26 protein-coding genes are annotated in these 23715 nt (G+C 56.6%); 16 read left to right on the plus strand and 10 right to left on the minus strand.

All coding sequences use genetic code 11. The features are described 5' to 3' along the window. The first annotated feature begins 75 nt into the window (after positions 1-75). The 4 genes from AAEZ03_RS10810 to AAEZ03_RS10825 all read left to right on the plus strand — a co-directional run bounded on the left by AAEZ03_RS10810 (position 76) and on the right by AAEZ03_RS10825 (position 4432). Complete coding sequence (locus tag AAEZ03_RS10810) at positions 76-1200, plus strand: ABC transporter ATP-binding protein (protein WP_123750912.1); 1125 nt, start codon at positions 76-78, stop codon at positions 1198-1200. Positions 1201-1240: 40 nt separating this feature from the next. Further along, a complete protein-coding gene (locus tag AAEZ03_RS10815) occupies positions 1241-2281 on the plus strand; it encodes an ABC transporter substrate-binding protein (RefSeq protein ID WP_048372207.1) in 1041 nt (346 codons plus the stop codon). A gap of 68 nt (positions 2282-2349) precedes the next feature. Further along, positions 2350-3597 carry an ABC transporter permease gene (locus AAEZ03_RS10820; protein WP_048372205.1) on the plus strand — a complete coding sequence of 416 codons (1248 nt, stop codon included), beginning with the start codon at positions 2350-2352 and terminating at the stop codon, positions 3595-3597. A gap of 10 nt (positions 3598-3607) precedes the next feature. After that, positions 3608-4432 (plus strand): ABC transporter permease, encoded by an 825-nt coding sequence (locus AAEZ03_RS10825; protein ID WP_048372203.1) that lies wholly within the window; start codon positions 3608-3610, stop codon positions 4430-4432. A 3-nt stretch (positions 4433-4435) separates the two neighbouring features. Here AAEZ03_RS10825 and AAEZ03_RS10830 read toward each other — a convergent pair whose 3' ends face one another. Next, positions 4436-4894 (minus strand): REP-associated tyrosine transposase, encoded by a 459-nt coding sequence (locus tag AAEZ03_RS10830; protein WP_350578423.1) that lies wholly within the window; start codon positions 4892-4894, stop codon positions 4436-4438. 284 nt (positions 4895-5178) lie between these two features. Between AAEZ03_RS10830 and rpe the strand changes: the two genes are divergently transcribed. The 7 genes from rpe to AAEZ03_RS10865 all read left to right on the plus strand — a co-directional run bounded on the left by rpe (position 5179) and on the right by AAEZ03_RS10865 (position 11449). Next, entirely contained in the window at positions 5179-5853 is a 675-nt protein-coding gene (rpe, locus tag AAEZ03_RS10835) for a ribulose-phosphate 3-epimerase (protein ID WP_048372202.1), read from the plus strand. After that, positions 5850-6668: a phosphoglycolate phosphatase gene (locus AAEZ03_RS10840; RefSeq protein ID WP_278940909.1), complete on the plus strand. Its 819-nt coding sequence runs from the start codon at positions 5850-5852 to the stop codon at positions 6666-6668. The genes rpe and AAEZ03_RS10840 overlap by 4 nt, the downstream gene beginning before the upstream one ends. Positions 6669-6737: 69 nt before the next feature. After that, the gene (gene trpE, locus AAEZ03_RS10845; protein WP_048389631.1) at positions 6738-8225 is read left to right on the plus strand and encodes an anthranilate synthase component I; all 1488 of its coding nucleotides are present in this window, start codon (positions 6738-6740) and stop codon (positions 8223-8225) included. An 11-nt stretch (positions 8226-8236) separates the two neighbouring features. Beyond that, positions 8237-8830 carry an aminodeoxychorismate/anthranilate synthase component II gene (locus tag AAEZ03_RS10850; RefSeq protein WP_350578427.1) on the plus strand — a complete coding sequence of 198 codons (594 nt, stop codon included), beginning with the start codon at positions 8237-8239 and terminating at the stop codon, positions 8828-8830. 9 nt (positions 8831-8839) lie between these two features. Continuing rightward, the gene (gene trpD, locus AAEZ03_RS10855; protein ID WP_278940911.1) at positions 8840-9889 is read left to right on the plus strand and encodes an anthranilate phosphoribosyltransferase; all 1050 of its coding nucleotides are present in this window, start codon (positions 8840-8842) and stop codon (positions 9887-9889) included. Continuing rightward, complete coding sequence (gene trpC, locus AAEZ03_RS10860; RefSeq protein WP_350578430.1) at positions 9886-10722, plus strand: indole-3-glycerol phosphate synthase TrpC; 837 nt, start codon at positions 9886-9888, stop codon at positions 10720-10722. Before trpD ends, trpC begins: the two co-directional genes overlap by 4 nt. A gap of 25 nt (positions 10723-10747) precedes the next feature. Next, entirely contained in the window at positions 10748-11449 is a 702-nt protein-coding gene (locus AAEZ03_RS10865) for a lipoate--protein ligase family protein (RefSeq protein WP_123750918.1), read from the plus strand. Here AAEZ03_RS10865 and crp read toward each other — a convergent pair. Beyond that, positions 11446-12090: a cAMP-activated global transcriptional regulator CRP gene (gene crp, locus AAEZ03_RS10870; RefSeq protein ID WP_048372190.1), complete on the minus strand. Its 645-nt coding sequence runs from the start codon at positions 12088-12090 to the stop codon at positions 11446-11448. The two genes, AAEZ03_RS10865 and crp, sit on opposite strands and share 4 nt — an antisense overlap. A gap of 221 nt (positions 12091-12311) precedes the next feature. On the opposite strand from crp, the gene AAEZ03_RS10875 reads away from it, so the two are divergent. Next, positions 12312-12734 (plus strand): OsmC family protein, encoded by a 423-nt coding sequence (locus AAEZ03_RS10875; RefSeq protein ID WP_048372189.1) that lies wholly within the window; start codon positions 12312-12314, stop codon positions 12732-12734. Positions 12735-12972: 238 nt separating this feature from the next. Further along, positions 12973-13764, plus strand: coding sequence for an adenosylmethionine decarboxylase (gene speD, locus AAEZ03_RS10880; protein ID WP_048372186.1), 792 nt, complete (start codon positions 12973-12975; stop codon positions 13762-13764). Positions 13765-13833: 69 nt separating this feature from the next. Here speD and coq7 read toward each other — a convergent pair whose 3' ends face one another. From coq7 to hemJ, 6 genes are all read right to left on the minus strand, one after another. Beyond that, a complete protein-coding gene (gene coq7 / locus AAEZ03_RS10885; RefSeq protein ID WP_048372185.1) occupies positions 13834-14481 on the minus strand; it encodes a 2-polyprenyl-3-methyl-6-methoxy-1,4-benzoquinone monooxygenase in 648 nt (215 codons plus the stop codon). 122 nt (positions 14482-14603) lie between these two features. Continuing rightward, positions 14604-14942, minus strand: a complete 339-nt coding sequence (locus AAEZ03_RS10890; protein ID WP_048372183.1) for a histidine triad nucleotide-binding protein — start codon at positions 14940-14942, stop codon at positions 14604-14606. A gap of 66 nt (positions 14943-15008) precedes the next feature. Next, entirely contained in the window at positions 15009-15797 is a 789-nt protein-coding gene (locus AAEZ03_RS10895) for an SDR family NAD(P)-dependent oxidoreductase (protein ID WP_048372181.1), read from the minus strand. Between the two features lie 76 nt (positions 15798-15873). Beyond that, positions 15874-16392, minus strand: a complete 519-nt coding sequence (locus AAEZ03_RS10900) for a DUF805 domain-containing protein (RefSeq protein ID WP_350578436.1) — start codon at positions 16390-16392, stop codon at positions 15874-15876. 60 nt (positions 16393-16452) lie between these two features. Beyond that, positions 16453-17412, minus strand: a complete 960-nt coding sequence (locus AAEZ03_RS10905) for an NAD(P)H-dependent flavin oxidoreductase (RefSeq protein ID WP_350578439.1) — start codon at positions 17410-17412, stop codon at positions 16453-16455. A gap of 30 nt (positions 17413-17442) precedes the next feature. Beyond that, complete coding sequence (gene hemJ, locus AAEZ03_RS10910; RefSeq protein ID WP_048372176.1) at positions 17443-17868, minus strand: protoporphyrinogen oxidase HemJ; 426 nt, start codon at positions 17866-17868, stop codon at positions 17443-17445. A gap of 133 nt (positions 17869-18001) precedes the next feature. Between hemJ and argC the strand changes: the two genes are divergently transcribed. Further along, the gene (argC, locus tag AAEZ03_RS10915) at positions 18002-19036 is read left to right on the plus strand and encodes an N-acetyl-gamma-glutamyl-phosphate reductase (protein ID WP_048389637.1); all 1035 of its coding nucleotides are present in this window, start codon (positions 18002-18004) and stop codon (positions 19034-19036) included. Positions 19037-19183: 147 nt separating this feature from the next. After that, entirely contained in the window at positions 19184-19534 is a 351-nt protein-coding gene (gene erpA / locus AAEZ03_RS10920) for an iron-sulfur cluster insertion protein ErpA (RefSeq protein WP_048372172.1), read from the plus strand. A gap of 61 nt (positions 19535-19595) precedes the next feature. Here the strand turns inward: erpA and AAEZ03_RS10925 are convergent, their stop codons facing one another. Both AAEZ03_RS10925 and AAEZ03_RS10930 read right to left on the minus strand, forming a co-directional pair. After that, on the minus strand, positions 19596-20687 hold the full coding sequence (locus AAEZ03_RS10925; protein WP_350578443.1) for an anhydro-N-acetylmuramic acid kinase: 1092 nt from the start codon (positions 20685-20687) through the stop codon (positions 19596-19598). Positions 20688-20690: 3 nt separating this feature from the next. Then, on the minus strand, positions 20691-22091 hold the full coding sequence (locus AAEZ03_RS10930; RefSeq protein WP_350578446.1) for a peptidoglycan DD-metalloendopeptidase family protein: 1401 nt from the start codon (positions 22089-22091) through the stop codon (positions 20691-20693). Between the two features lie 212 nt (positions 22092-22303). On the opposite strand from AAEZ03_RS10930, the gene tyrS reads away from it, so the two are divergent. Further along, positions 22304-23503, plus strand: a complete 1200-nt coding sequence (gene tyrS, locus AAEZ03_RS10935) for a tyrosine--tRNA ligase (protein WP_123750923.1) — start codon at positions 22304-22306, stop codon at positions 23501-23503. Positions 23504-23715: the final 212 nt, after the last annotated feature.

Here is a 23715-nt window from a genome sequence, read left to right on the forward strand (position 1 = left end):
CCTGCGCCCCGATTTCTGTGGGCTGGCACCTTCTTTAGTCTTGGACTACAGCAGTCCAAAACAAAAGGTGCGGTTATGAGTGAGGTCGGTGCAAGCGCTGGGGCGAGTGATGTATTGGTCAGCTTCCGTGGCGTGCAAAAGAGCTATGACGGCGAAAACCTGATCGTCAAAGATCTTAATCTGGATATTCGCAAAGGCGAGTTTCTGACCTTGCTCGGACCGTCCGGTTCGGGCAAAACCACCAGTCTGATGATGCTGGCCGGCTTTGAAACGCCGACCGCTGGCGAGATTTTGCTGGCCGGGCGGGCCATCAATAATGTGCCGCCGCACAAGCGCGACATCGGCATGGTGTTTCAGAACTACGCCTTGTTCCCGCACATGACTGTGGCCGAAAACCTCGGGTTTCCGTTGTCGGTGCGCGGCCTCAACCGCACCGATGTCAGCGAGCGGGTGAAAAAAGTCCTCAGCATGGTCCAGCTCGAAGCGTTTGCGCAGCGTTATCCGGCGCAATTGTCGGGTGGCCAGCAGCAGCGTGTTGCCCTGGCGCGGGCGCTGGTGTTCGAACCGCAGTTGGTCCTGATGGACGAACCATTGGGCGCACTGGACAAACAACTGCGTGAACACATGCAGATGGAGATCAAGCACCTGCACCAACGCCTGGGCGTGACTGTGGTGTACGTGACCCACGACCAGGGCGAAGCGCTGACGATGTCCGACCGGGTGGCGGTCTTCCATCAGGGCGAGATCCAGCAAATTGCCCCGCCGCGTACCCTCTACGAAGAACCCAAAAACACCTTTGTGGCCAACTTTATTGGTGAGAACAACCGCCTCAGCGGCCGTCTGCACAGCCAGGACGGGGAGCGCTGCGTGGTCGAGTTGAGCCGTGGCGAGAAGGTGCAGGCGCTGGCCGTGAATGTGGGCCGCACAGGCGATCCGGTGACGCTGTCGATTCGTCCCGAGCGCATCACCCTCAAGGACGCGAGCGAGTCCTGCGCCAACCGTTTCTCGGGGCGTGTCGAAGAATTTATCTATCTGGGCGACCACGTCCGGGTTCGTCTGGAAGTCTGCGGCAAGACCGATTTCTTTGTGAAACAGCCGATTGCCGAGCTGGACCCCACCCTGGCCGTCGGCGACGTCGTGCCGCTGGGCTGGCAAGTCGAACATGTACGTGCGCTGGACCCTGTATTAGAGGCGAATTGATCGCCCGGCTTCACCCACCCTGCACAGCGGAGAACACACAATGCACAAGACTTTAAAGTTAACGGCTCTGAGCCTCGGCCTGATGTTTGCGGGCAGTGCGCTGGCCGCGACTGACCTGACCGTGGTGTCGTTTGGCGGCGCGAACAAGGCGGCGCAGGTCAAAGCGTTTTACCAACCGTGGGAAACCAAGGGCGACGGCAAAATCATCGCCGGTGAGTACAACGGTGAAATGGCCAAAATCAAGGCCATGGTCGACACCAAAAGCATCTCCTGGGACCTGGTAGAAGTTGAGTCGCCAGAACTGGCCCGTGGTTGCGATGAAGACATGTTTGAAGCGTTGGACCCTGCACTGTTCGGCAACCCGGACCAGTACGTGAAAGGCGCAATCCAGACCTGCGGCGCGGGCTTCTTTGTGTGGTCAACGGTACTGGCTTACAACGCGGACAAACTGAAAACTGCGCCGACCAGTTGGGCGGATTTCTGGGACACGCAAAAATTCCCGGGCAAGCGCGGTTTGCGTAAAGGCGCCAAATACACCCTCGAATTTGCCTTGATGGCCGACGGCGTGGCGCCGAAAGATGTGTACACCGTGCTGGCGAGCAAGGACGGGCAGAATCGCGCCTTCAAAAAGCTCGATGAACTCAAGCCTTTCATTCAATGGTGGGAAGCGGGCGCTCAGCCGCCGCAGTACCTAGCCTCTGGCGACGTGGTCATGAGCTCGGCGTACAACGGCCGGATCGCTGCGGTACAAAAAGAAAGCAACCTGAAGATCGTCTGGAATGGCGGGATTTATGACTTCGATGCGTGGGCCATCCCTAAAGGCCTGAGCAAGGCTAAAGCCGACGTGGCGAAGAAGTTCATGGCTTTCACCTTGCAGCCGCAACAGCAGAGCCTCTACTCGCAAAACATTGCGTACGGCCCGGCGAACAAAGAAGCCATGCCTTTGCTGCCTAAAGACGTGCAGGAAGACATGCCGACCGCCCCGCAAAACATCGTTAACCAGGTGCAAATCGACGTCAGCTTCTGGGCTGATAACGGTGAGCAACTGGAGCAGCGTTTCAACGCCTGGGCTGCCAAGTAAGCAGTACGCAACGGCGGCGTGGCTGATCTGGCCACGCCGCCATCGTTTAAAGATTTCCGGAGTTCGCCATGGCCATCGCCGTTCCCCTGAACGAGGTCTCCAACACGTCGTTGAAAAAACGCCTAAAGCGTGCTGAACGGGTTAATCGCTGGAAAGCGCAGGCCCTGATCGCACCGTTGGTTATTTTCTTGTTGCTGGTGTTCCTGGTGCCCATTGCGGCCCTGCTCTACAAAAGTGTCGGTAACCCGGAAGTGGTGGAAGGCCTGCCGCGTACGGTGGTGGCTGTGCACAGCTGGGACGGTAAGGGTTTGCCCGCTGAGCCGGTGTACCAGGCGTTGAGTGAAGACTTGGCCGAAGCCCGCAAGAATCAAGTGCTGGGTGATTTGTCCAAGCGTCTGAACATGGAATTGGCCGGCTACCGCAGCCTGCTGATGAAAACCGCCAAGGGGCTGCCGTTCAAGGCGCAGCCTGCGTCTTACAAAGACGCGATGGAAGGCCTGGATGAGCGCTGGGGCGACCCGGCTTATTGGCAGGCAATCAAGCGCAACACCTCAAGCGTTACCCCGTTTTACCTGTTGGCCTCCGTTGATCACCGTATCGACGACTTGGGCGAAATAGCCCCGGCCACTCCGGATCAGTCGATCTATCTGGACATTTTTGCGCGTACGTTCTGGATGGGTTTTGTCATCACGTGCATCTGCCTGGTGCTGGCGTATCCGCTGGCGTACCTGTTGGCCAACTTGCCGGCACGCAAAAGCAACCTGTTGATGATTCTGGTGCTGTTGCCGTTCTGGACCTCGGTGCTGGTTCGGGTCGCGGCCTGGATTGTCTTGTTGCAATCGGGTGGCCTGATCAATAGCGGGCTGATGAGCCTGGGCATTATTGATAAGCCGCTGGAACTGGTGTTCAACCGCACCGGTGTCTACATCGCGATGGTGCACATCTTGTTGCCGTTCATGATTCTGCCGATCTACAGCGTGATGAAAGGCATTTCTCCGACCTATATGCGCGCTGCGATCTCACTCGGTTGCCATCCGTTTGCCAGTTTTTGGCGAGTGTATTTCCCACAGACCTATGCCGGTGTGGGCGCGGGTTGCTTGCTGGTGTTCATCATTGCGATTGGCTACTACATCACCCCGGCCTTGCTGGGCAGCCCGAACGATCAAATGGTCAGCTACTTCGTGGCGTTCTACACCAACACCAGCATCAACTGGGGTATGGCGACGGCACTGGGCGGCCTGCTGCTGTTGGCGACCGTGGTGCTTTATCTGATTTACAACTGGCTGGTAGGCGCCAGCCGCCTGCGCTTGAGCTAAGGAGATCGCCATGCTAAGTCCTTATATGTCGCCCATTGAGCGGGTGTGGTTTTACAGCTTGCGCATTCTGTGCGGGTTGATCCTGTTGTTTCTGATTTTGCCGGTGCTGGTGATCATCCCGCTGTCGTTCAACTCGGGCAGCTTTCTGGTGTATCCGTTGCAGGGCTTTTCGCTGCACTGGTACCAGGATTTCTTTGGCTCGGCGGAGTGGATGCGGGCCTTGAAAAACAGCGTGATCGTGGCGCCTGCCGCGACGGTGCTGGCCATGGTGTTTGGTACGTTGGCGGCCATTGGCCTGACCCGGGGGCACTTCCCGGGCAAGGCGCTGGTGATGGCCTTGGTCATTTCGCCGATGGTGGTGCCGGTGGTGATTATCGGTGTGGCCAGCTACTTGTTTTTTGCGCCGCTGGGCCTGGGTAATAGCTACTTTTCGTTGATCGTGGTGCACGCGGTGTTGGGTGTGCCGTTTGTGATCATCACTGTGTCAGCGACCTTGCAGGGCTTCAACCAGAACCTGGTGCGTGCTGCGGCCAGCCTGGGGGCTTCGCCGCTGACGGCGTTCCGCCGGGTGACGTTGCCACTGATTGCGCCGGGGGTGATTTCGGGGGCGTTGTTTGCCTTTGCGACCTCGTTTGATGAAGTGGTCGTGACCCTGTTTTTGGCCGGGCCCGAACAAGCGACCTTGCCACGGCAGATGTTCAGCGGCATCCGCGAAAACCTCAGCCCGACCATTGCCGCCGCGGCGACCTTGTTGATTGCCTTCTCGGTGGTGTTGTTGCTGACCCTGGAGTGGTTGCGCGGGCGCAGCGAAAAAATGCGCACGGCCCAGGCGTAAGGGTTACATCCAGCACGCATCCCATAAGGGATAGTCCCCGATTCGTGCGGCCAGGCCCGCACGGATCGGGTTTTGTACGATGTAGCGGGCGGTTTCTTTGAGGTCATCTTCACGGCGCAATGCCCTGTCGTGATAACCCTTTTGCCATAGTCGACCGCTGGACTGGCTGGCGTTATTAACGGTCACGCTGCTGCGTGACTTGATGCGGCACATTAATTCGCCCAGTGTTTTCTGGCGCAACTCAAATAGCCAGTGGCAGTGGTCCGGCATCACCACCCATGCAATTGAGTCGACAATGCCTTGATCGTGCGCTTGTCTCATTTGGCTGACCATAAGCCGTCCAATGTGAAAGTCACTGAAAATGGGGCGCCTTTGCTCCGTGACGGTGGTCAGTAAATAAATACGTCCCTGCTCTGAATACCGTCCTTTTAATAGTTGGCTTCCGTTGGAGAAATAAGGCATTCCATTGCACTCGTTTAGTCGATGTACTTTCAACGTTAGACGAGGGCTTTGGAACTAGCGGAACCCTTTGTTCGCAAGATATTGCTGGAAGGTCCTTCGGACCTTATCGCAGCCTTCGGCAGCGGCTACAAGGCGCGTACCCTGTAGCCGCTGCCGAAGGCTGCGATCGGGCGGGAAGCGGTCGTGAAGTTGGCTTTAGGCGCCAATCATCACGGTGCGGTGGCGCTTCTTGGCAGGGCGTATACAATGCCCGCCACCGTGATTTGCTTATTAAAAGGTGCGTTATGCAGCCCTTCGCTATTGCCCCATCGATTCTCTCTGCCGATTTCGCCCGCCTGGGCGAGGAAGTCGACAATGTGCTCGCCGCGGGCGCTGATATCGTGCACTTCGATGTCATGGACAATCATTACGTCCCCAACCTGACCATCGGCCCGATGGTCTGTGCCGCGCTGCGCAAGTACGGCATCACCGCGCCCATCGATGCCCATTTGATGGTCAGCCCGGTCGACCGGATCATTGGCGACTTTATCGAAGCCGGGGCGACTTACATCACCTTCCACCCCGAAGCCACTCAGCACATTGACCGCTCTTTGCAGTTGATCCGTGAAGGCGGTTGCAAGGCGGGCCTGGTGTTCAACCCGGCCACGCCGCTGGATGTGCTCAAGTACGTGATGGACAAGGTCGACATGGTCTTGCTGATGAGCGTGAACCCGGGCTTCGGCGGGCAGAAGTTCATCCCCGGTACGTTGAACAAGCTGCGCGAAGCCCGTGCACTGATCGACGCTTCGGGCCGGGATATCCGCCTGGAAATCGATGGTGGCGTGAACGTCGGCAATATCCGTGAAATCGCTGAAGCCGGTGCAGACACCTTTGTCGCCGGTTCGGCCATTTTCAACACGCCGAACTACGAAGAAGTCATCCAGAAAATGCGCGCCGAGCTAGCGTTGGCGCGCCCATGAGCCGTTTTGAGCAGTCGCTTCAGGGGCCGCTGCCTAAACTGGTGATGTTCGATCTGGATGGAACCTTGATCGACTCGGTTCCAGATCTGGCCGTCGCCGTTGAGAGCATGCTGCTCAAACTGGGGCGCCCACCGGCGGGCATCGAGAACGTGCGGATGTGGATCGGCAACGGTGCGCCGTTGCTGGTGCGTCGTGCGCTGGCGGGAAACATGGATGCAAAGGGCGTCGATGACGCCGAAGCCGAGCAGGCGCTGGAGATTTTTATGGAAGCCTACGCGGGCGGCCATGAACACACCAAGGTTTACCCGGGTGTACGCGAAAGCCTCAAGTGGCTGCAAAAGCGGGGCGTTGAGATGGCCCTGATTACCAACAAACCCGAGCGGTTTGTAGCGCCCCTGCTGGATGAGATGAAGCTGGGCCGGTTTTTTCGCTGGATTGTCGGCGGCGATACCATGCCGCAGAAAAAGCCGGACCCTGCGGCGCTGTTTTTTGTCATGAAAATGGCCGGTGTAACCCCGCAAGAGTCGCTGTTTGTCGGCGATTCGCGCAATGACGTGCTGGCGGCCAAGGCCGCAGGTGTACGCTGTGTTGCGCTGAGTTACGGCTATAACCATGGCCGACCGATTGCCGAAGAGTCACCGGATGCAGTTATTGATAACCTGCAAGAGCTGATAGCCGGTTGCTTAGATTCGGCGCCTGAGATAACGTTGGGCGCTCCTGTTCACCCCTCTCAAAGAGATTCCATCGTGGTGGTCACTCGCAAACTCTGGATGAAAGTTATCAAGGCCCTGGCCCGTTGGCGTTGGCGCGCCTGACTTTTATCTGGCCGGAGATCCGGCACGTTTGCATACCTGACTGTTTTACCTCAGACCACGAGGCACCTCATGATCCGCGAAGAATTCCTGCGCTTGGCCGCTGCTGGCTACAACCGTATCCCGCTTGCACGTGAAACCCTTGCTGACTTCGACACGCCGCTGTCGATCTACCTGAAACTGGCCGACCAGCCCAACTCCTATCTGCTGGAGTCGGTGCAGGGCGGCGAGAAGTGGGGGCGTTATTCGATCATTGGTTTGCCATGCCGCACGGTGTTGCGTGCCCATGAGCAGCAGATCCGCATCACCCACGACGGTGTAGAAATCGAAGCTCACGAGGTTGAAGACCCGTTGGCTTTCGTTGAGGCGTTCAAAGCGCGTTACAACGTACCGACCATTGCCGGTCTGCCGCGTTTTAACGGCGGTCTGGTGGGTTATTTCGGCTACGACTGCGTGCGTTATGTCGAGAAGCGTTTGGGTAAATGCCCGAACCCGGACCCGCTGGGTGTGCCGGACATTTTGCTGATGGTGTCGGACGCTGTAGTGGTGTTCGATAACCTGGCCGGCAAGATGCACGCAATCGTGCTGGTGGATCCGTCTGAGGCTGATGCCTATGACCAGGGCCAGGCGCGTCTTGAGGCGTTGCTTGAGCAGTTGCGCCAACCGATTGCCCCGCGCCGTGGCCTGGATTTCACCCAGCAGCAAGCCGCTGATCCAGTGTTCCGTTCCAGCTTTACCCAGGCCGATTACGAAAAAGCCGTCGATACGATCAAGGACTACATCCTGGCGGGCGACTGCATGCAGGTTGTGCCGTCGCAGCGCATGTCGATCGACTTCAAGGCCGCGCCGATTGATCTGTACCGCGCGCTGCGTTGCTTCAACCCGACGCCGTATATGTACTTCTTCAACTTTGGTGACTTCCACGTGGTGGGCAGTTCGCCGGAAGTGCTGGTGCGGGTGGAAGACAATCTGATTACCGTGCGCCCGATTGCCGGGACTCGCCCACGCGGCGCCACGGAAGAAGCGGACCTGGCGCTGGAAAAAGACCTGCTGGGGGATGACAAGGAAATTGCCGAGCATTTGATGCTGATTGACCTTGGGCGTAACGACACGGGGCGCGTCTCGGAAACCGGTTCGGTGAAGCTCACCGAGAAGATGGTGATCGAGCGTTACTCCAACGTGATGCACATTGTGTCTAACGTCACTGGCCAGCTCAAAAGCGGCCTGACCGCAATGGACGCGTTGCGCGCCATTTTGCCTGCGGGCACGTTGTCGGGTGCGCCGAAAATTCGCGCGATGGAGATCATCGACGAACTGGAACCAGTCAAGCGTGGCGTGTATGGCGGCGCAGTCGGTTATTTCGCCTGGAACGGCAACATGGACACGGCCATCGCGATTCGGACCGCCGTGATCAAAGATGGCGAATTGCATGTACAAGCCGGCGGCGGCATTGTCGCTGACTCGGTACCGGCCCTGGAGTGGGAAGAGACGCTGAATAAACGTCGCGCGATGTTTCGTGCCGTAGCGCTCGCTGAACAAACCCCCGCATCCGACGCCTGAGGAGCTTTGCCATGTTGCTGATGATCGACAATTACGACTCTTTTACTTACAACGTTGTGCAATACCTCGGCGAGTTGGGTGCTGAGGTCAAAGTGCTGCGCAACGACGAATTGACCGTGGCCCAGATCGAGGCGCTCAAGCCTGAGCGCATTGTGGTCTCGCCCGGCCCGTGCACGCCTAACGAGGCGGGCATTTCCCTTGAAGCGATCAAGTACTTTGCCGGCAAGCTGCCGATTCTGGGTGTGTGCCTGGGCCATCAGTCCATCGGCCAGGCCTTTGGCGGTGATGTGGTTCGCGCCCGGCAAGTGATGCACGGTAAAACCAGCCCGGTCTATCACCTGGACACGGGTGTATTCCAGGGCCTGAACAACCCGCTGACCGTGACGCGTTACCACTCGCTGGTGGTCAAGCGCGAAACCCTGCCGGAGTGCCTGGAGCTCACGGCCTGGACGCAACATGCCGATGGTTCGGTTGACGAGATCATGGGCCTGCGCCACAAAACGCTGAACATCGAAGGGGTGCAATTTCACCCGGAGTCGATTCTGACCGAGCAGGGCCACGAACTGTTCGCTAACTTCCTCAAACAAACTGGCGGCACGCGCTAAGGACTTCTTATGGATATCAAAACAGCCCTGAGCCGTATCGTCGGTCACCTTGATTTGAGCGAAGCCGAGATGCGCGATGTAATGCGCGACATCATGACCGGCAAATGTACCGAAGCGCAGATTGGCGCGTTCATGATGGGCATGCGCATGAAGAGCGAGAGCATCGACGAAATCGTCGGTGCCGTCACGGCCATGCGTGAGTTGGCGGACAAGGTCGAGCTTAATACCTTGGACGGCGTTGTAGATATCGTCGGCACCGGGGGCGATGGCGCGAACATTTTCAACGTCTCCACGGCGTCTGCCCTGGTGATTTCTGCTGCCGGTTGCACGGTGGCCAAACACGGTAACCGTGCGGTGTCGGGCAAGAGCGGCAGTGCCGACCTGCTCGAGGCCGCCGGGGTGTACCTGAACCTGACACCTGTTCAGGTGGCGCGTTGCATCGACAGCGTCGGCATTGGCTTTATGTTTGCCCAGTGCCATCACGGCGCCATGAAGCACGCGGCAGTCCCGCGTCGCGACCTGGGGCTGCGCACCCTGTTCAACATGCTTGGCCCGCTTACGAATCCGGCTGGTGTGTTGCATCAAGTGGTCGGGGTGTTCAACCAGGCGCTGTGCCGTCCGCTGGCTGAAGTGTTGCAGCGTCTGGGCAGCAAACACGTGTTGGTGGTGCATTCGCAAGACGGTCTGGATGAGTTCAGCCTGGCCGCGCCAACGTTTGTGGCTGAGCTGAAAAAAGGTGAAATCACTGAGTACTGGGTTCAGCCAGAAGACTTGGGTATAAAGAGCCAGAGTTTGTTTGGCCTGGTGGTGGATAGCCCGGCGCAATCATTGGAGCTGATCCGCGATGCCTTGGGCCGTCGCAAAACTGAGGCAGGCCAGAAGGCCGCTGAAATGATCGTACTCAATGCCGGCGCTGCGCTGTATGCCGCTGACCTTGCCTACACGCTCAAAGAGGGTGTTGCCTTGGCCCACGATGCGTTGCACACAGGTCTGGCGCGAGAAAAACTCGAAGAGCTGGGCGCCTTTACCGCGATCTTCAAGCAGGAGAATGAAGCATGAGTGTGCCTACCGTTCTGGAAAAAATTCTGGCGCGTAAAGTTCAAGAAGTCGCCGAGCGCAGCGCACGTGTGAGCCTGGCGGAGCTTGAAGGTCTGGCGGCTCAGGCAGATCCTGTACGCGGTTTTGCCAATGCATTGCTGGCCCAGGCCAAACTGAAGCAACCGGCGGTGATTGCCGAGATCAAAAAAGCATCGCCGAGCAAGGGCGTGATCCGTGAAGACTTTGTTCCGGCCGAGATTGCGCAGAGTTACGAAAAAGGCGGCGCTACGTGTTTGTCGGTGTTGACTGACGTTGATTACTTTCAGGGTGCTGATGTTTACCTGCAACAGGTACGTGCTGCGTGCAAGCTGCCGGTGATCCGCAAGGACTTCATGATCGATCCTTATCAGATCGTTGAAGCGCGCGCATTGGGGGCAGACTGCGTTTTGCTGATCGTCTCTGCGCTGGATGACGTGAAGATGGCCGAGCTGGCTGCCGTTGCCAAAAGCGTCAACCTGGATGTGCTGGTTGAAGTGCACGATGCTGATGAACTGGAGCGTGCCTTGAAGACGCTGGATACCCCGCTGGTGGGTATCAATAACCGCAATTTGCACACCTTTGAGGTCAGCCTGGAAACCACGCTGGACTTGTTGCCTCGGGTGCCGCGAGATCGCTTGGTGGTAACCGAGAGCGGGATTCTCAACCGCGCCGACGTTGAGCTGATGGAAATCAGCGAGGTGTATTCGTTCCTCGTCGGTGAGGTGTTTATGCGCGCTGAACAGCCAGGCGCTGAGCTGCAGCGTTTGTTCTTCCCGGAGCGCAGCGTGCACGTGACAGGCTCGACGCTGGACTAACCCTTTTTGTGTCAGGCAGGTCTCTATGGTGCTTATCCGGCAACTCACCGTCGAAGCAGGTCTCAAAGCCGAACAGGATTTACTGGCCTCGGTGTGTGCTGGGAATGAGGAGGCGGGTTTGCTGTTATGGCAGCCTACTGACCGGGCGCTGGTGATGCCTCGGCGCTTGAGCCGGTCGGCCGGGTTTGATGAGGCCAGTGTTGAATTGGCCGCCAGTGGTTGGCCGATTTTGTTGCGTGAGACGGGCGGAGAGCCCGTTCCTCAATCGCCCTCTACGGTCAATATCGCGCTGGTGTATGCACCACCCCGCAGCGAAGGCGATCACGGTCGTATCGAAACGGCCTATCGCCGCTTGTGTGACCCGATCTGTGATCTGTTGACGGCTTTGGGCGGCACGGCGTCTTTAGGCGAAGTCGAAGGCGCCTTTTGTGATGGCCGTTTTAACGTCAATCTCAATGCCCGCAAACTGGTTGGCACGGCTCAGCGCTGGCGCCAAAGCCAGGGCGGCCAACGGCCTGTGGGTCTGGTACACGGTGCATTGCTGGTTGAGGATGAGCGTGAGTCGATGGTGGCTGCCGTCAATCGTTTCAATCAACGCTGTGCGCTGGATCAACACTGCCTCGCTGACAGCCATATTGCCTTGCATGAAGTGTTTGCCGCGCCCGATTTCTTCGAGCGCCTGGGTGCCAGTTATCAACAGATTCTGGCGCCCCTGCTGCGCCCTTAGCGGGTGCCGTACACCACCATGGTTTTGCCTTTGACGCTGACCAGGTTTTGCTCTTCAAGACCTTTGAGCACTCGGCCGACCATCTCTCGTGAACAACCGACAATTCTGCCGATTTCCTGACGCGTGATTTTGATCTGCATCCCGTCCGGGTGGGTCATGGCGTCGGGCTGTTTGCACAGGTCCAGCAGGCAACGCGCGACTCTGCCTGTGACATCAAAGAACGCCAAGTCTCCCACCTTGCGGGTGGTGTTACGTAGACGCTGAGCAATCTGGCCGCTCAGGGAGTAAAGAATTTCGGGTTCTTGTTGTGCGTACTCTCGGAACTTTACGTAGCTAATTTCTGCGACTTCACATTCAGTCTTGGCTCGAACCCAAGCGCTGCGGGGTTGTTCTTGCCCTGCCTGTTCAAACAAACCCAGCTCGCCAATGAAGTCGCCTGAGTTGAGGTAGGCAATGATCATCTCGCGCCCTTCGTCGTCCTCAATCAGGATGGTGACAGAGCCTTTGAGGATGAAAAACAGCGTGTGTGAATGTTCGCCTGCGCAGATGATATTGCTCTTCGTTGGATAGCGTCTGCGTTGGCAATGAGTCAAAAATTTGTCGAGATTCTTGATCTTGGATAGAGGGGTAATAGCAACCATGGTTGTATCCCGAAAGCGTACACAGTAAGGGGCAGATCTATTTATATAGAGAGCGCTGGCTGGCTGGCGCCAGTGATTTGGCGCCAGCTTAACAGACAGATTCTGTATGGTTTGTAGATTTTTTATTATGGGCTGACGGATAAAGCCTTTGGTGCGGTGAGTCACCGCTTTCAGGCCCTGTGCTAAGCTGGCGCCCCTTTTAGAACAGTGGAGTCTGGGTGATGAAGGCACGCATTCAATGGGCTGGTGAAGCCATGTTTCTGGGCGAATCAGGGAGCGGCCATGTGGTTGTCATGGACGGCCCTCCTGAGAGTGGCGGTCGCAACCTGGGCGTACGGCCTATGGAAATGCTCCTGCTTGGGCTCGGTGGGTGCAGTAACTTTGATGTCGTCAGTATCCTTAAAAAGTCGCGTCAGCCGGTTGAAAGCTGTGAGGCTTTTCTGGAAGCGGAACGCGCCACTGAAGACCCAAAAGTGTTCACCAAAATTCACCTGCACTTTGTCGTCAAGGGCCGCGGCTTGAAAGAAGCTCAGGTCAAGCGTGCGATCGAGCTGTCTGCCGAGAAATATTGCTCGGCGTCGATCATGCTGGGCGCCGCAGGTGTAGCTATCAGCCACGACTATGAAATTGTTGAGCTAGGCTGAGCCGACATCCAATTTACATAAAAGCATTGCAGACTCTGGCGATCAGAAGCTGACGTCTGCATAATGCGCCACTTTTTTAAGGGCAGTAGCAGGGAATAACCCCGGCTCACGTCCGAACAAATAACCAAAATCGCCATCGCGAAGAGGTGTTAACCGTCCTACGCAGGTGCGTCCACGCACTTGACGGGCATGCTGGATCACGCGGCCGAGCCGCATCGACATAGAGAGTTTTATAACGGTGAAAAGCAAACTCAAGCTCCACGGGTTCAATAACCTGACAAAGACCTTGAGCTTCAACATCTATGACATCTGCTACGCGGAAACCCCGCAAGACCAGCAGGCATACGTTGAGTACATCAATCAAGAGTACGACGCAGAACGCCTGACGCAGATCCTCACAGATGTGGTCGATATCATTGGGGCCAATATCCTGAACATCGCTCGTCAGGATTACGATCCACAAGGCGCCAGCGTCACTATTCTGATTTCTGAGCAGCCGGTAACGCCTACCGAAAGCCAGATCGAAGAATCCCCTGGCCCGCTGCCAGAGACCATTTTGGGTCATCTCGACAAAAGTCATATCACGGTGCACACCTATCCAGAGATTCATCCTGTGGACGGTATTGCGACTTTCCGTGTGGATATTGACGTGTCGACATGCGGCGTTATTTCACCGCTTAAAGCTCTCAACTATCTGATCCATCAGTTTGATTCGGATATCGTGACGGTCGACTATCGTGTGCGTGGTTTTACCCGTGACGTAGAAGGCAAAAAGCACTTTATCGATCACGAGATCAACTCGATCCAGAACTACCTCTCCGAAGACACTCGCGACGGTTACCAGATGACCGACGTGAACGTTTACCAGGAAAACCTGTTTCACACCAAGATGCTGCTCAAGAACTTCGAACTGGATAATTACCTGTTCGGCGACGCGACCAGCAATCTGTCGGTTGAACAACGTGCGCAGGTCACTGAGCGCGTGAAGCACGAAATGCTCGAAATCTTCTACGCCCGCAATATGGGGTAAGTTTTCGCGCAACAAAAAAAAGGCGGCTACCGAGAGGTAACCGCCTTTTTTATGGCCCGCATGCCGGGATCAGATGCGATAGGTGCTTTTGGTCATGACTTTCGCCAGCAGGCTCATGCCAAATTTTACCGGCGCCGGGAAGCGGTAGCCGCCTGCATTCAATGCTGACTCGGCGTGTTGTTCTTCGTCGAGGCGCATCTGCTCGAGGATGGCGCGGGATTTTTCATCTTCGGCAGGCAGTTGCTCAAGGTGCTCGTTGAGGTGTTTGCACACTTGGTCTTCAGTCGCGGCAACAAAGCCGAGGCTGACTTTGTCACTGATCAGGCCGGCGACGGCACCAATGCCAAATGACATGCCGTAGAACAGCGGGTTGAGCACGCTGGTATGGCTGCCCAGTTGGTGGATACGGTGTTCGCACCATGCCAAGTGGTCGATTTCTTCTTCAGCGGCATGTTCCATCGCTTCGCGCACGTGTGGCAATTTGGCGGTCAAGGCCTGCCCTTGGTACAGCGCTTGGGCGCATACCTCGCCGGTGTGGTTGATGCGCATCAGCCCGGCCACGTGGCGGGCGGTTTTTTCATCGAGCGGCTTTTCGGTTTTGACAATGGCCGGGGAAGGGCGATGCGGCTGACCACTGAAGGGCAGCAGGGTGCGCATGGCGGTGTCGGCTTGCAACAGGAGACGGTCAATCGGCGAGTAGTGACGTTGGGTAGTCATGCTTACCTCCGGAAAAAATCACGGTGGCCAGTTTACCTCAAACGCGCAGGCAGGGTTTGCGTTGGATCATGCGTCGGCGTGGGAGCGGTGGCTCCCACGGTGTGTACGGTCGGGCAGGGCGATCAGCCCGGCGGCCAGTTCATCTGGCGTTGACCCAGAACGTGCATGTGAATGTGGTAAACCGTCTGGCCTCCATTTTCATTGCAGTTCATCACTACGCGAAAACCGTCTTCGCAGCCCAGCTCTTTGGCCAGGCGCTGTGCGGTAAACAGAATGTGCCCGGCCAGCGGTTTGTCTTCTTCGGTCAGGTCATTGAGGGTGGCGATGTGTTTTTTTGGAATGACCAAAAAGTGAACCGGCGCTTGGGGGGCAATGTCGTGAAAAGCCAGCACTTGATCATCCTCGTAGATGATCTTGGCCGGTATTTCACGGTTGATGATTTTGGTGAACAGAGTATCCAAAGCGTTGTCTCCGTGAGTGAAGTCCGGTCTGAGTGTACTCACGGACACCGATTACGCCCAGTCTCGTTAACGCGGGCAGTAAGATTTGTTCACTGAGGCTGCGATTTTGCGGGTCAGCCAGCGAGAAAGCAGGCGTGGCATGCGCGTGAGCCAGCGGTTGCGCCAGCCAGGCATGATAATCGCCTTGTTCTTGTCGAGTGCGCGCACGGTGTAAAGAGCAACTTCTTCGGGGCTCAGGGCACTTTTATTACGTTTGACGGCTTCCGGGTTCATGTTTGCCGCGTCGAAAAAGCCGGTGCGGGTAACTCCGGGGCACAGTACCGAGACTTTGATGCCGGTTTTTTTCACTTCTTCGCGCAAGCCTTCGGAGAAATGCAGTACATACGCTTTGCTCGCGAAGTAGGTGCTGAGCCACGGGCCGGGCTGGTAGGCGGCGATTGAGGAGACGTTGAGGATTTGCCCGCCACCCTGCACGGCCATCATGTTGCCAATGGCATGGCACATGCGGGTCAGGGCCAGGATGTTGAGCTCGATCAGGTCTTGCTCGGCGCTCCAGTCATGGGCGAGGAATGGCCCGCAAGTGCCAATGCCGGCGCAGTTGATCAGCAGGTCGATTTGCCGGTCACCTTCCTCCAGCTCCAGCAAAAAGCCGGACAGGCGCAGGGGTTCGCCCAAGTCACAGGCGCGGAACAACACCTCGACACCGAAACGCTGGGTCAACTCAAGCGCAATGCTTTCCAGCGCATCGCGCTGACGCGCAACAAGGATGAGACTGCGCCCGCGGCGTGCAAGCGCTTCTGCCAGGGCCAGGCCAATGCCACTGGAGGCACCAGTAATCAAAGCGTAACGGGTCATGTTTCTCTCCATCGCAACGGTACAGTCCGGTGACAATGATGTCCCTGGCGTTAACGCGTTCATTTAGCTGCGCAGTTTACAGGGTGTTGCTGGTGGCTGCGTTGATCAACGTTGCCATTAAGCCTAAAGCGAAGAGTGCTGCCATCACGAACAGGCTCAAACCGATCAAAAAAATGATGATCCACGCGCCGATGGTGACGGAGCGGCTGTTGGGCGGTGGCGGCGGGCCATATTTATTCGGGCCTTCTGTGCCGGGCATCAGGAGCATCATGACCGCGAGCACCAGGTTGGCCATCGGTACCAGATGCAGCAGCAACATCCAGGCGGACCAATTGAGGTCATGCAGGCGTTGGGCGCCAATTCTCAGGCTAATGAACGCATAAGCAATGGCCAGTGTTGCGCCGCAGGTAATACCCAATGTGGGTGAAACATTGACGGCCAGCAGTACCAATACCCCGGTCACGATAGCAATGAGGGTGATCACTGTGCTCCAGACCAAAAATCGCAAACGGCCGATGCGACCGTCAAACCCCAGAGGGTCCAGCGTGGCGTAAGGTGCTTGCGAGGGTGTATTGCCCGGGATCAGTTCTGGCATGAAGGCTTCCTTGTCGGTGTGTCTTTAAAAAAGCCCGCCGGGTGGGCGGGCTTCTAGGTGTCAGTGTCGCGGCCAATACTGGGCCAGCTGTGAGGTAAGGCTTAACGCTGTGCGGTATTCCTCATCCATGCGGGTAATTAATTGCTCGGTTGTCGGTAGATCGGTGATTTCTCCTACACCTTGACCCGCGGACCATACGGTTTTCCAGGCTTTGGCTTCGTCGGTGAGCGGCTTGAGTTTTACTTCGCCCTGGGTTTTAAGGGCTGCCAGATCAAAACCTGCATTCTCAAGGCTTTGACGCATAAAGCTGGCGGGTACGCCCGATACCGCCGCGGTGTGGATGATATCGGCGGCATGGGAGGCCAGAAGCATCTCTTTATACGCGTCAGGGGCATGGCTTTCCTGGGTGCTGATAAAGCGTGTACCCAAGTAGGCGAGGTCTGCGCCCAACACCTGAGCGGCCAAAATTTCGTGGCCGTGGTTGATGCAACCGGCCAGCAGAATGGTTTTGTCGAAGAACTGACGAATTTCTGCCACCAGCGCGAGCGGGCTCCAGGTGCCAGCATGGCCACCGGCGCCTGCGGCCACGGCAATCAGGCCATCTACACCGGCTTCTGCGGCTTTTTCGGCATGGCGGCGGGTGGTCACATCGTGGAAAACCAGCCCGCCATAGCTGTGGACGGCATCAACGACCTCTTTAACTGCGCCCAGGCTGGTGATGACGATGGGCACTTTATGCTCGATGCAAATCGCCAGATCCGCCTGCAGCCGTGGGTTGCTGTTGTGGACAATCAGGTTCACGGCGTAGGGCGCCGGGTTTTCCAATGTCGCCAGCCCGGCTTCGATCTCTTCAAGCCAGGCTTTGAACCCATTGCTGTCACGTTGATTGAGCGCCGGAAAGCTGCCCACGACACCATTGCGGCAACACGCCAGGACGAGTTGCGGGTTGGAGATCAGGAACATGGGCGCGGCGACTACCGGCAGGCGCAAGCGTTGATCCAGCAAGGCAGGCAGTGACATTGGATAACCTCAGAGTTGGGAGAGTTGAATTCAGAAAGGCTTGACCACCACCAGGATGACGATGGCCAGCAGGAATAAAACAGGGACTTCGTTGAACCAGCGATAAAACACGTGGCTGCGCGTGTTCTCGCCGCGGGCAAAGCGTTTTACCTGAGCGCCACACATGTGGTGATAACCGATCAGCAGAAACACCAGGGTCAATTTGGCGTGCATCCACCCTTGGCTGAGAAAGCCCGGGGTCAGGTAGAGCAGCCAGCCGCCGAAGATCAGAGTGGCGATCATTGCGGGGCCCATGATGCCGCGATACAGCTTGCGTTCCATGAGGCTGAATCTTTCTTTGCTGACGGAATCTTCGCTTTGTGCGTGGTAAACAAAGAGGCGGGGCAGGTAAAACAGGCCTGCAAACCAACAGACGATGCTGATGATGTGGAAGGCTTTGATCCATAGATAAAGCATTTTTAGTTATTCCCAGGTTCACGGTAGACCAAATAGTAGTAGTAGAGCATCTGAGAGTCACCTTGACGGTTGTCGCAGGGGCGCGGTGTCCCTATTATCGAGGGCTTTCCAGTGGGTTCGTTGAGGGCAGGTTATGGTCAAGGTCGGTATTGTCGGCGGCACGGGTTACACCGGTGTCGAATTACTGCGTTTGCTGGCACAGCATCCGCAAGCTGAAGTGGTTGCCATCACTTCTCGATCCGAGGCGGGCCTGCCAGTTGCCGATCTGTACCCGAACCTGCGCGGTCACTATGACGGCCTGGCGTTCAGCGTGCCGGACACTCAGACATTGGCAGCCTGCGATGTGGTGTTTTTCGCCACCCCTCACGGCGTTGCTCATGCACTGGCTGGCGAATTGCTGGCGGCTGGCACCAAGGTGATCGACCTGTCTGCAGACTTCCGCTTGCAGGACGCGGATGAATGGGCCAAGTGGTATGGTCAGCCGCACGGAGCGCCAGAGTTGTTGAAGGAAGCTGTTTATGGCTTGCCTGAGGTTAACCGCGAGCAGATCAAACAAGCTCGTCTGATTGCGGTGCCGGGTTGCTATCCAACGTCCGCGCAGCTGGGCTTTTTGCCGTTGCTGGAAGCGGGGCTGGCTGATACCTCTGTGCTGATTGCTGACTGTAAGTCGGGTGTCAGCGGTGCCGGGCGCGGTGCAAGTGTCGGTTCGTTGTATGCCGAGACGTCCGAAAGCATGAAAGCTTATGCGGTAAAAGGGCATCGCCATTTGCCAGAAATTCGTCAGGGCCTTCGTCGTGCTGCGGGTAAAGACGTAGGTTTGACCTTCGTCCCACATCTGACGCCGATGATTCGTGGCATTCATTCCACGCTTTACGCCACTGTGGTGGATCGTTCGGTCGACTTGCAGGCGCTGTACGAAAAGCGTTACGCCAACGAGCCTTTTGTCGACGTGATGCCCGCCGGCAGTCACCCGGAAACCCGGAGTGTGCGCGGGGCGAACGTGTGCCGTATCGCGGTGCATCGCCCGCAGGACGGTGACTTGGTCGTGGTGTTGTCGGTTATCGATAACCTGGTTAAAGGGGCTTCTGGCCAAGCGGTGCAGAACATGAACATCCTGTTCGGTTTGGATGAGCGCTTGGGCTTGTCTCACGCAGGAATGTTGCCGTAAGAGCAGCTGTAAGCTTCACGTTGTGCGCGGCAAGCCTGTAGCTTGAAGCTTGCCGCTGCTCCCTTAATAGTTGACCGCTTTTCTAGGAGAAGCGGATAATGCGCTTCATCACGCATTATGGCGGCATAGCGCCGGGAGATAGTCAGCATGAGCGTCGAATCCTTCACCCCCACGGCTTTGCAATTCACCGAAGGTGCTGCGCACAAGGTGAAGAGCCTGGTCGATGAAGAGGGTAATGATCGTTTGAAGTTGCGCGTATTTGTAACGGGCGGCGGTTGTTCCGGTTTTCAGTATGGTTTTACTTTCGATGAAGACGTGGCCGACGATGACACCATCGTCGAGCGCGAAGGCGTAAGCCTAGTGGTCGATCCGATGAGCTTCCAGTACTTGGCGGGTGCCGAGGTGGATTATCAGGAAGGCCTGGAAGGTTCGCGTTTTGTCATCAAGAACCCGAATGCAACCACGACCTGTGGTTGCGGATCATCGTTCTCGATTTAATGTCGCGATACCTGCTACACCCTTAACGCCGCGTAGAATCGCGGCGTTTTGCTGTCTGCGATCAGGCGGGGTAAATAGCGCCCAGAACACGCAGGCCGCGCGCGCCGGTGACGCTTGGGCGGTTGGTGGGGATGTTTTCAAGGCAGCAGTGTGCAAGCCATGCAAAGGCCATCGCCTCAACCCAGTCTGGATCAACGCCTTTGGCCTGGGTGCTGCTGACCTGTGTTTGCTCCAGCAACTGAGCGAGGCGGGTCATCAATGCACCGTTATGCGCGCCACCCCCGCATACCAACAGTTCGCTGGTATTCGCTTGGGCTGCCTGCAGTGACTGCACGATAGTCTGCGCGGTGAGTTCCAGCAGGGTGGCTTGAACATCTTCTGCGGCAAAAGCCGGAAGCGCCTTCAGGTGATTCTGCAACCATCGGAGGTTAAACACCTCGCGGCCTGTGCTCTTTGGGCCTTTTGTTTGGAAGAAAGGGTCACTCAGCAAGGTGCTAAGCAGAAGAGGGGCGACCTTGCCGCTGGCTGCCCATTGGCCATTTCGGTCATAGAGTTCATTGCGTTGCGTTTGTATCCAGGCATCCAGCAGAACATTCCCCGGGCCGCAGTCGAACCCTGCGACGGGGTTTTCAGGAGTAATCAGGCTTAAATTGCTGAATCCTCCTACGTTCAATACGGCCCGGTAGCCTACATCATCGGTAAACAAGGCTTCATGGAAGGCTGGAACCAGCGGTGCGCCTTGACCGCCTGCGGCTACGTCGCGACGGCGAAAGTCACTCACTACGCAAATATTGGTGAGCTCTGCCAGCAAGGCAGGGTTGCCGATCTGGACGGTGAAACCTTGTGCGGGTTCGTGCCGGATCGTTTGGCCATGGCTGCCAATGGCGCGGATGGCATTGGGCGATAGCTGCTGCTGCTTGAGCAGGCTATTGATGCCCTGAGCGGCCAGTTCGACCCAATGGTTTTCAGCGATGGCACAACGGGCTATTTCGTCTGGTCCGCTGCTGCACAAGCCCAGTAGTTCACTTCGCAGTGCGTCTGGCATGGGCGTGTAGTGGGTGGCGAGCAGTTTAATGCTCGCTCCCAGCTCTATAAGTGCAATGTCCAGACCGTCCAGGCTGGTGCCGGACATTACGCCTATATAGAGGGCCATGGCTTAACGCTTACTCGAAGCCAGGAGAGTGGCTTTCTCTTGGTTCATGCGGGCCATTAACGGTTGGCTTTGTTGCAGGAAGCGGGTGCGCTCTGCTTTTGCGATCGGGTCGGCCATTGGCAGCTTTTGGCCAAGCGGGTCTACGTGAACGCCATTGACCTGGAACTCGTAATGCAGGTGTGGGCCGGTGGAGAGGCCTGTTGTACCGATGTAACCAATCACTTGGCCTTGCTTCACTGTGCCACCGGTTTTAATGCCTTTGGCGAAGCCTTGCATGTGCCCGTACAGGGTGCGGTAGGTGTTGCCGTGCTGGATGATGACGGTGTTGCCGTAACCACCTTGGCGGCCTGCAAGGAAGACTTTGCCATCGCCGGTTGCCTTAATCGGCGTGCCGCGCGGAGCCGCATAATCGACGCCTTTGTGGGCACGGATTTTGTTCAGGATGGGGTGCTTGCGGCCTGAAGAGAAGCGCGAGCTGATACGGGCAAAATCAACTGGAGTACGGATGAAGGCTTTGCGCATGCTGTTGCCGTCAGCGGTGTAGTAATTGCTGATGCCTTGTTTGTTGGTGTAGCGCACGGCGGTGTAGGTTTTGCCGCGGTTGGTAAAGCGGGCAGACAGGATGTTGCCGGTGCCGACGCTCTTGCCGTTAATCACTTTTTGCTCGTAGATGATTTCGAACTGGTCGCCAGGGTGAATGTCTTGGGCGAAGTCGATGTCGTAGCCGAACACCTTGGCCATTTGCATGGTCATGCTGTGCGGCAAGCCTGCACGCTGGCCGGAAGCAGACAATGAACTGGTGATGACGCCGTGTACGTAGGCGGATTTGAGAGTCGGTTGTGCGGTAACGCGACGAAACGTGTAGCCCTTGGCGCTTTTGGTGAGGGTTATGGTTTCAAGATCACTTACCTGGCTGTGCAGGTTGTTTAGCTGACCGTCAGGGCCCATTTCAAACTCAAGTTTCTGGCCGTGTTTGAGCTGGCTGAATTGCTTGGCTTGTTTGTCGCTGGCCAAAATGTCATGAACGGAGGACGCGGGCAGGCCTACTTTTTCGAATAAAGTAGACAGCGTATCGCCTTTGGTAACGACCACTTCACGATGGTTTGGGGCTTTGGGTTCTTCGACTTTGGCGGTGGCTTCAGGGGTGCTGTCTGGCTGTTCTATTTGAGCAAAAGGCGCTGGGGTGGCGTCGTTGGTCGTCTGGACCAACTCTTCGCTGCCTTGGTCTTGCTTGAGTTGCTCGGCAGGAGTTTCCAGTTCGAGGCTCAGAGTTGTTCTTTTTGCTTCTACTTCGCTCGATGGGAAAACCAACAGGGCCAAGCTTAAAAGGGCGGCGATACCACTTGCGGCAAGCAGGTGGGTCTTCGGATAAAGCGGTGGCGCTTTAGGCGGTTGACTGGTCATAGATAATTTGACTTTGAATAAAGGATGAATTGGAAAAGATGACTGACACGGTAAAGATGAAATAACTGTATAAAATATAACCAAATCACCCTTGAAGCAAGTCGACGAGCCTTTCCTGGGCGGATGGTCGCCATATGCCGGGCAGAACTTGTAATTAGTCTCTGATCTTGTATGGTTGGTTCCTTTTTGAATTTGAGCCTTACGGGTCTGATATGAAGTCGGTTGAAGAGCAGCTAGCGCTAATCAAGCGTGGTGCCGAAGAGGTGCTGGTCGAGTCTGAATTGGTCGAGAAACTCAAGCGCGGCCAGCCGTTGCGTATTAAGGCAGGTTTCGACCCGACGGCGCCGGATCTGCACTTGGGGCACACCGTACTTATTAATAAGCTGCGCCAGTTCCAGGATCTGGGGCATCAGGTGATTTTCCTTATTGGGGACTTCACCGGGATGATTGGCGATCCAAGTGGCAAGAGTGCTACGCGTCCTCCGCTGACGCGTGAGCAAGTACTCGATAATGCCGAGACTTATAAAACCCAAGTCTTCAAGATTCTTGATCCGGCCAAAACCGAGGTGGCGTTCAACTCCACCTGGATGGATCAAATGGGGCCTGCTGACTTTATTCGTCTGACGTCTCAATACACCGTTGCTCGTATGCTTGAGCGCGATGACTTCGACAAGCGCTACACCACCAACCAGCCAATCGCTATTCATGAGTTCCTTTATCCGTTGGTGCAAGGTTATGACTCTGTTGCGCTGAAGGCTGATGTTGAGCTGGGTGGTACTGACCAGAAGTTCAACTTGCTGATGGGGCGAGAGTTGCAGCGCGGCTACGGCCAGGAAGCTCAGTGCATCGTGACGATGCCGCTGCTTGAGGGGTTGGACGGTGTAAAGAAGATGTCCAAGTCTTTGGGGAACTACGTAGGGATCCAGGAAGCGCCGGGCGTGATGTATAGCAAGCTGGTTTCTATCCCGGATGCGTTGATGTGGCGTTACTTCGAATTGCTGAGCTTCCGTTCGATGGACGAAATCAATGCTTTGCGTGCTGATGTTGAGGCGGGGGCTAATCCGCGTGACATCAAGATCAAGCTGGCTGAAGAGATCGTGGCGCGTTTCCATGGTGAAGAGGCGGCAGCTAGTGCTCATCGCGGTGCGGGTAACCGTATGAAGGATGGCGAGTTGCCGGATGACTTGCCTGAGATCGAGCTCGTATCGGCAGAAGACATGCCGATTGCGGCCGTCCTTAATAAAGCAGGCCTGGTGAAGAACTCTGCGGTTGCGCGGGATTTGCTGGGCTCGGGTGGTGTGCGTATAGATGGTGAGGTGGTTGATCGCTCCTATATATATGCAGTGGGTTCGACTCACGTTTGCCAGGCTGGCAAGAAGTCTTTTGCGCGAATTACGCTAAAAGCTGAATAAATCTGAAATTAGTGCTGGACGGCGCATTTTATTAGCCTATAATGCGCCCACTTCCGGCGCAGTCGAAACGGAAAACTCCTTGAATATCAATGAGTTGGATGATTTTGACGGTGCCAGCTTCAATTCATCGAAGCGGGAAATGAGGTGTTGACAGCAGCGTGTAACGCTGTAGAATTCGCCTCCCGCTAACGAGAGATCGAAAGCGCAAGTGG

The organism is Pseudomonas sp. HY2-MNA-CIBAN-0224, assembly GCF_040310285.1.
Taxonomy (GTDB): Bacteria; Pseudomonadota; Gammaproteobacteria; order Pseudomonadales; family Pseudomonadaceae; genus Aquipseudomonas; species Aquipseudomonas helleri.

What these genes read in the sequence shown, in the direction of transcription:
- argC (WP_048389637.1), top strand. Translation starts at nt 18,002, where the DNA reads ATGGTCAAGGTCGGTATTGTCGGCGGCACGGGTTACACCGGTGTCGAA.
- tyrS (WP_123750923.1), top strand. Translation starts at nt 22,304, where the DNA reads ATGAAGTCGGTTGAAGAGCAGCTAGCGCTAATCAAGCGTGGTGCCGAA.
- AAEZ03_RS10820 (WP_048372205.1), top strand. Translation starts at nt 2,350, where the DNA reads ATGGCCATCGCCGTTCCCCTGAACGAGGTCTCCAACACGTCGTTGAAA.
- AAEZ03_RS10825 (WP_048372203.1), top strand. Translation starts at nt 3,608, where the DNA reads ATGCTAAGTCCTTATATGTCGCCCATTGAGCGGGTGTGGTTTTACAGC.
- AAEZ03_RS10815 (WP_048372207.1), top strand. Translation starts at nt 1,241, where the DNA reads ATGCACAAGACTTTAAAGTTAACGGCTCTGAGCCTCGGCCTGATGTTT.
- AAEZ03_RS10900 (WP_350578436.1), bottom strand. Translation starts at nt 16,392, where the DNA reads ATGCCAGAACTGATCCCGGGCAATACACCCTCGCAAGCACCTTACGCC.
- AAEZ03_RS10850 (WP_350578427.1), top strand. Translation starts at nt 8,237, where the DNA reads ATGTTGCTGATGATCGACAATTACGACTCTTTTACTTACAACGTTGTG.
- AAEZ03_RS10840 (WP_278940909.1), top strand. Translation starts at nt 5,850, where the DNA reads ATGAGCCGTTTTGAGCAGTCGCTTCAGGGGCCGCTGCCTAAACTGGTG.
- AAEZ03_RS10930 (WP_350578446.1), bottom strand. Translation starts at nt 22,091, where the DNA reads ATGACCAGTCAACCGCCTAAAGCGCCACCGCTTTATCCGAAGACCCAC.
- crp (WP_048372190.1), bottom strand. Translation starts at nt 12,090, where the DNA reads ATGGTTGCTATTACCCCTCTATCCAAGATCAAGAATCTCGACAAATTT.
- rpe (WP_048372202.1), top strand. Translation starts at nt 5,179, where the DNA reads ATGCAGCCCTTCGCTATTGCCCCATCGATTCTCTCTGCCGATTTCGCC.
- AAEZ03_RS10865 (WP_123750918.1), top strand. Translation starts at nt 10,748, where the DNA reads ATGGTGCTTATCCGGCAACTCACCGTCGAAGCAGGTCTCAAAGCCGAA.
- AAEZ03_RS10895 (WP_048372181.1), bottom strand. Translation starts at nt 15,797, where the DNA reads ATGACCCGTTACGCTTTGATTACTGGTGCCTCCAGTGGCATTGGCCTG.
- trpD (WP_278940911.1), top strand. Translation starts at nt 8,840, where the DNA reads ATGGATATCAAAACAGCCCTGAGCCGTATCGTCGGTCACCTTGATTTG.
- AAEZ03_RS10875 (WP_048372189.1), top strand. Translation starts at nt 12,312, where the DNA reads ATGAAGGCACGCATTCAATGGGCTGGTGAAGCCATGTTTCTGGGCGAA.
- AAEZ03_RS10810 (WP_123750912.1), top strand. Translation starts at nt 76, where the DNA reads ATGAGTGAGGTCGGTGCAAGCGCTGGGGCGAGTGATGTATTGGTCAGC.
- erpA (WP_048372172.1), top strand. Translation starts at nt 19,184, where the DNA reads ATGAGCGTCGAATCCTTCACCCCCACGGCTTTGCAATTCACCGAAGGT.
- AAEZ03_RS10830 (WP_350578423.1), bottom strand. Translation starts at nt 4,894, where the DNA reads ATGCCTTATTTCTCCAACGGAAGCCAACTATTAAAAGGACGGTATTCA.
- trpC (WP_350578430.1), top strand. Translation starts at nt 9,886, where the DNA reads ATGAGTGTGCCTACCGTTCTGGAAAAAATTCTGGCGCGTAAAGTTCAA.
- trpE (WP_048389631.1), top strand. Translation starts at nt 6,738, where the DNA reads ATGATCCGCGAAGAATTCCTGCGCTTGGCCGCTGCTGGCTACAACCGT.
- AAEZ03_RS10925 (WP_350578443.1), bottom strand. Translation starts at nt 20,687, where the DNA reads ATGGCCCTCTATATAGGCGTAATGTCCGGCACCAGCCTGGACGGTCTG.
- coq7 (WP_048372185.1), bottom strand. Translation starts at nt 14,481, where the DNA reads ATGACTACCCAACGTCACTACTCGCCGATTGACCGTCTCCTGTTGCAA.
- AAEZ03_RS10905 (WP_350578439.1), bottom strand. Translation starts at nt 17,412, where the DNA reads ATGTCACTGCCTGCCTTGCTGGATCAACGCTTGCGCCTGCCGGTAGTC.
- hemJ (WP_048372176.1), bottom strand. Translation starts at nt 17,868, where the DNA reads ATGCTTTATCTATGGATCAAAGCCTTCCACATCATCAGCATCGTCTGT.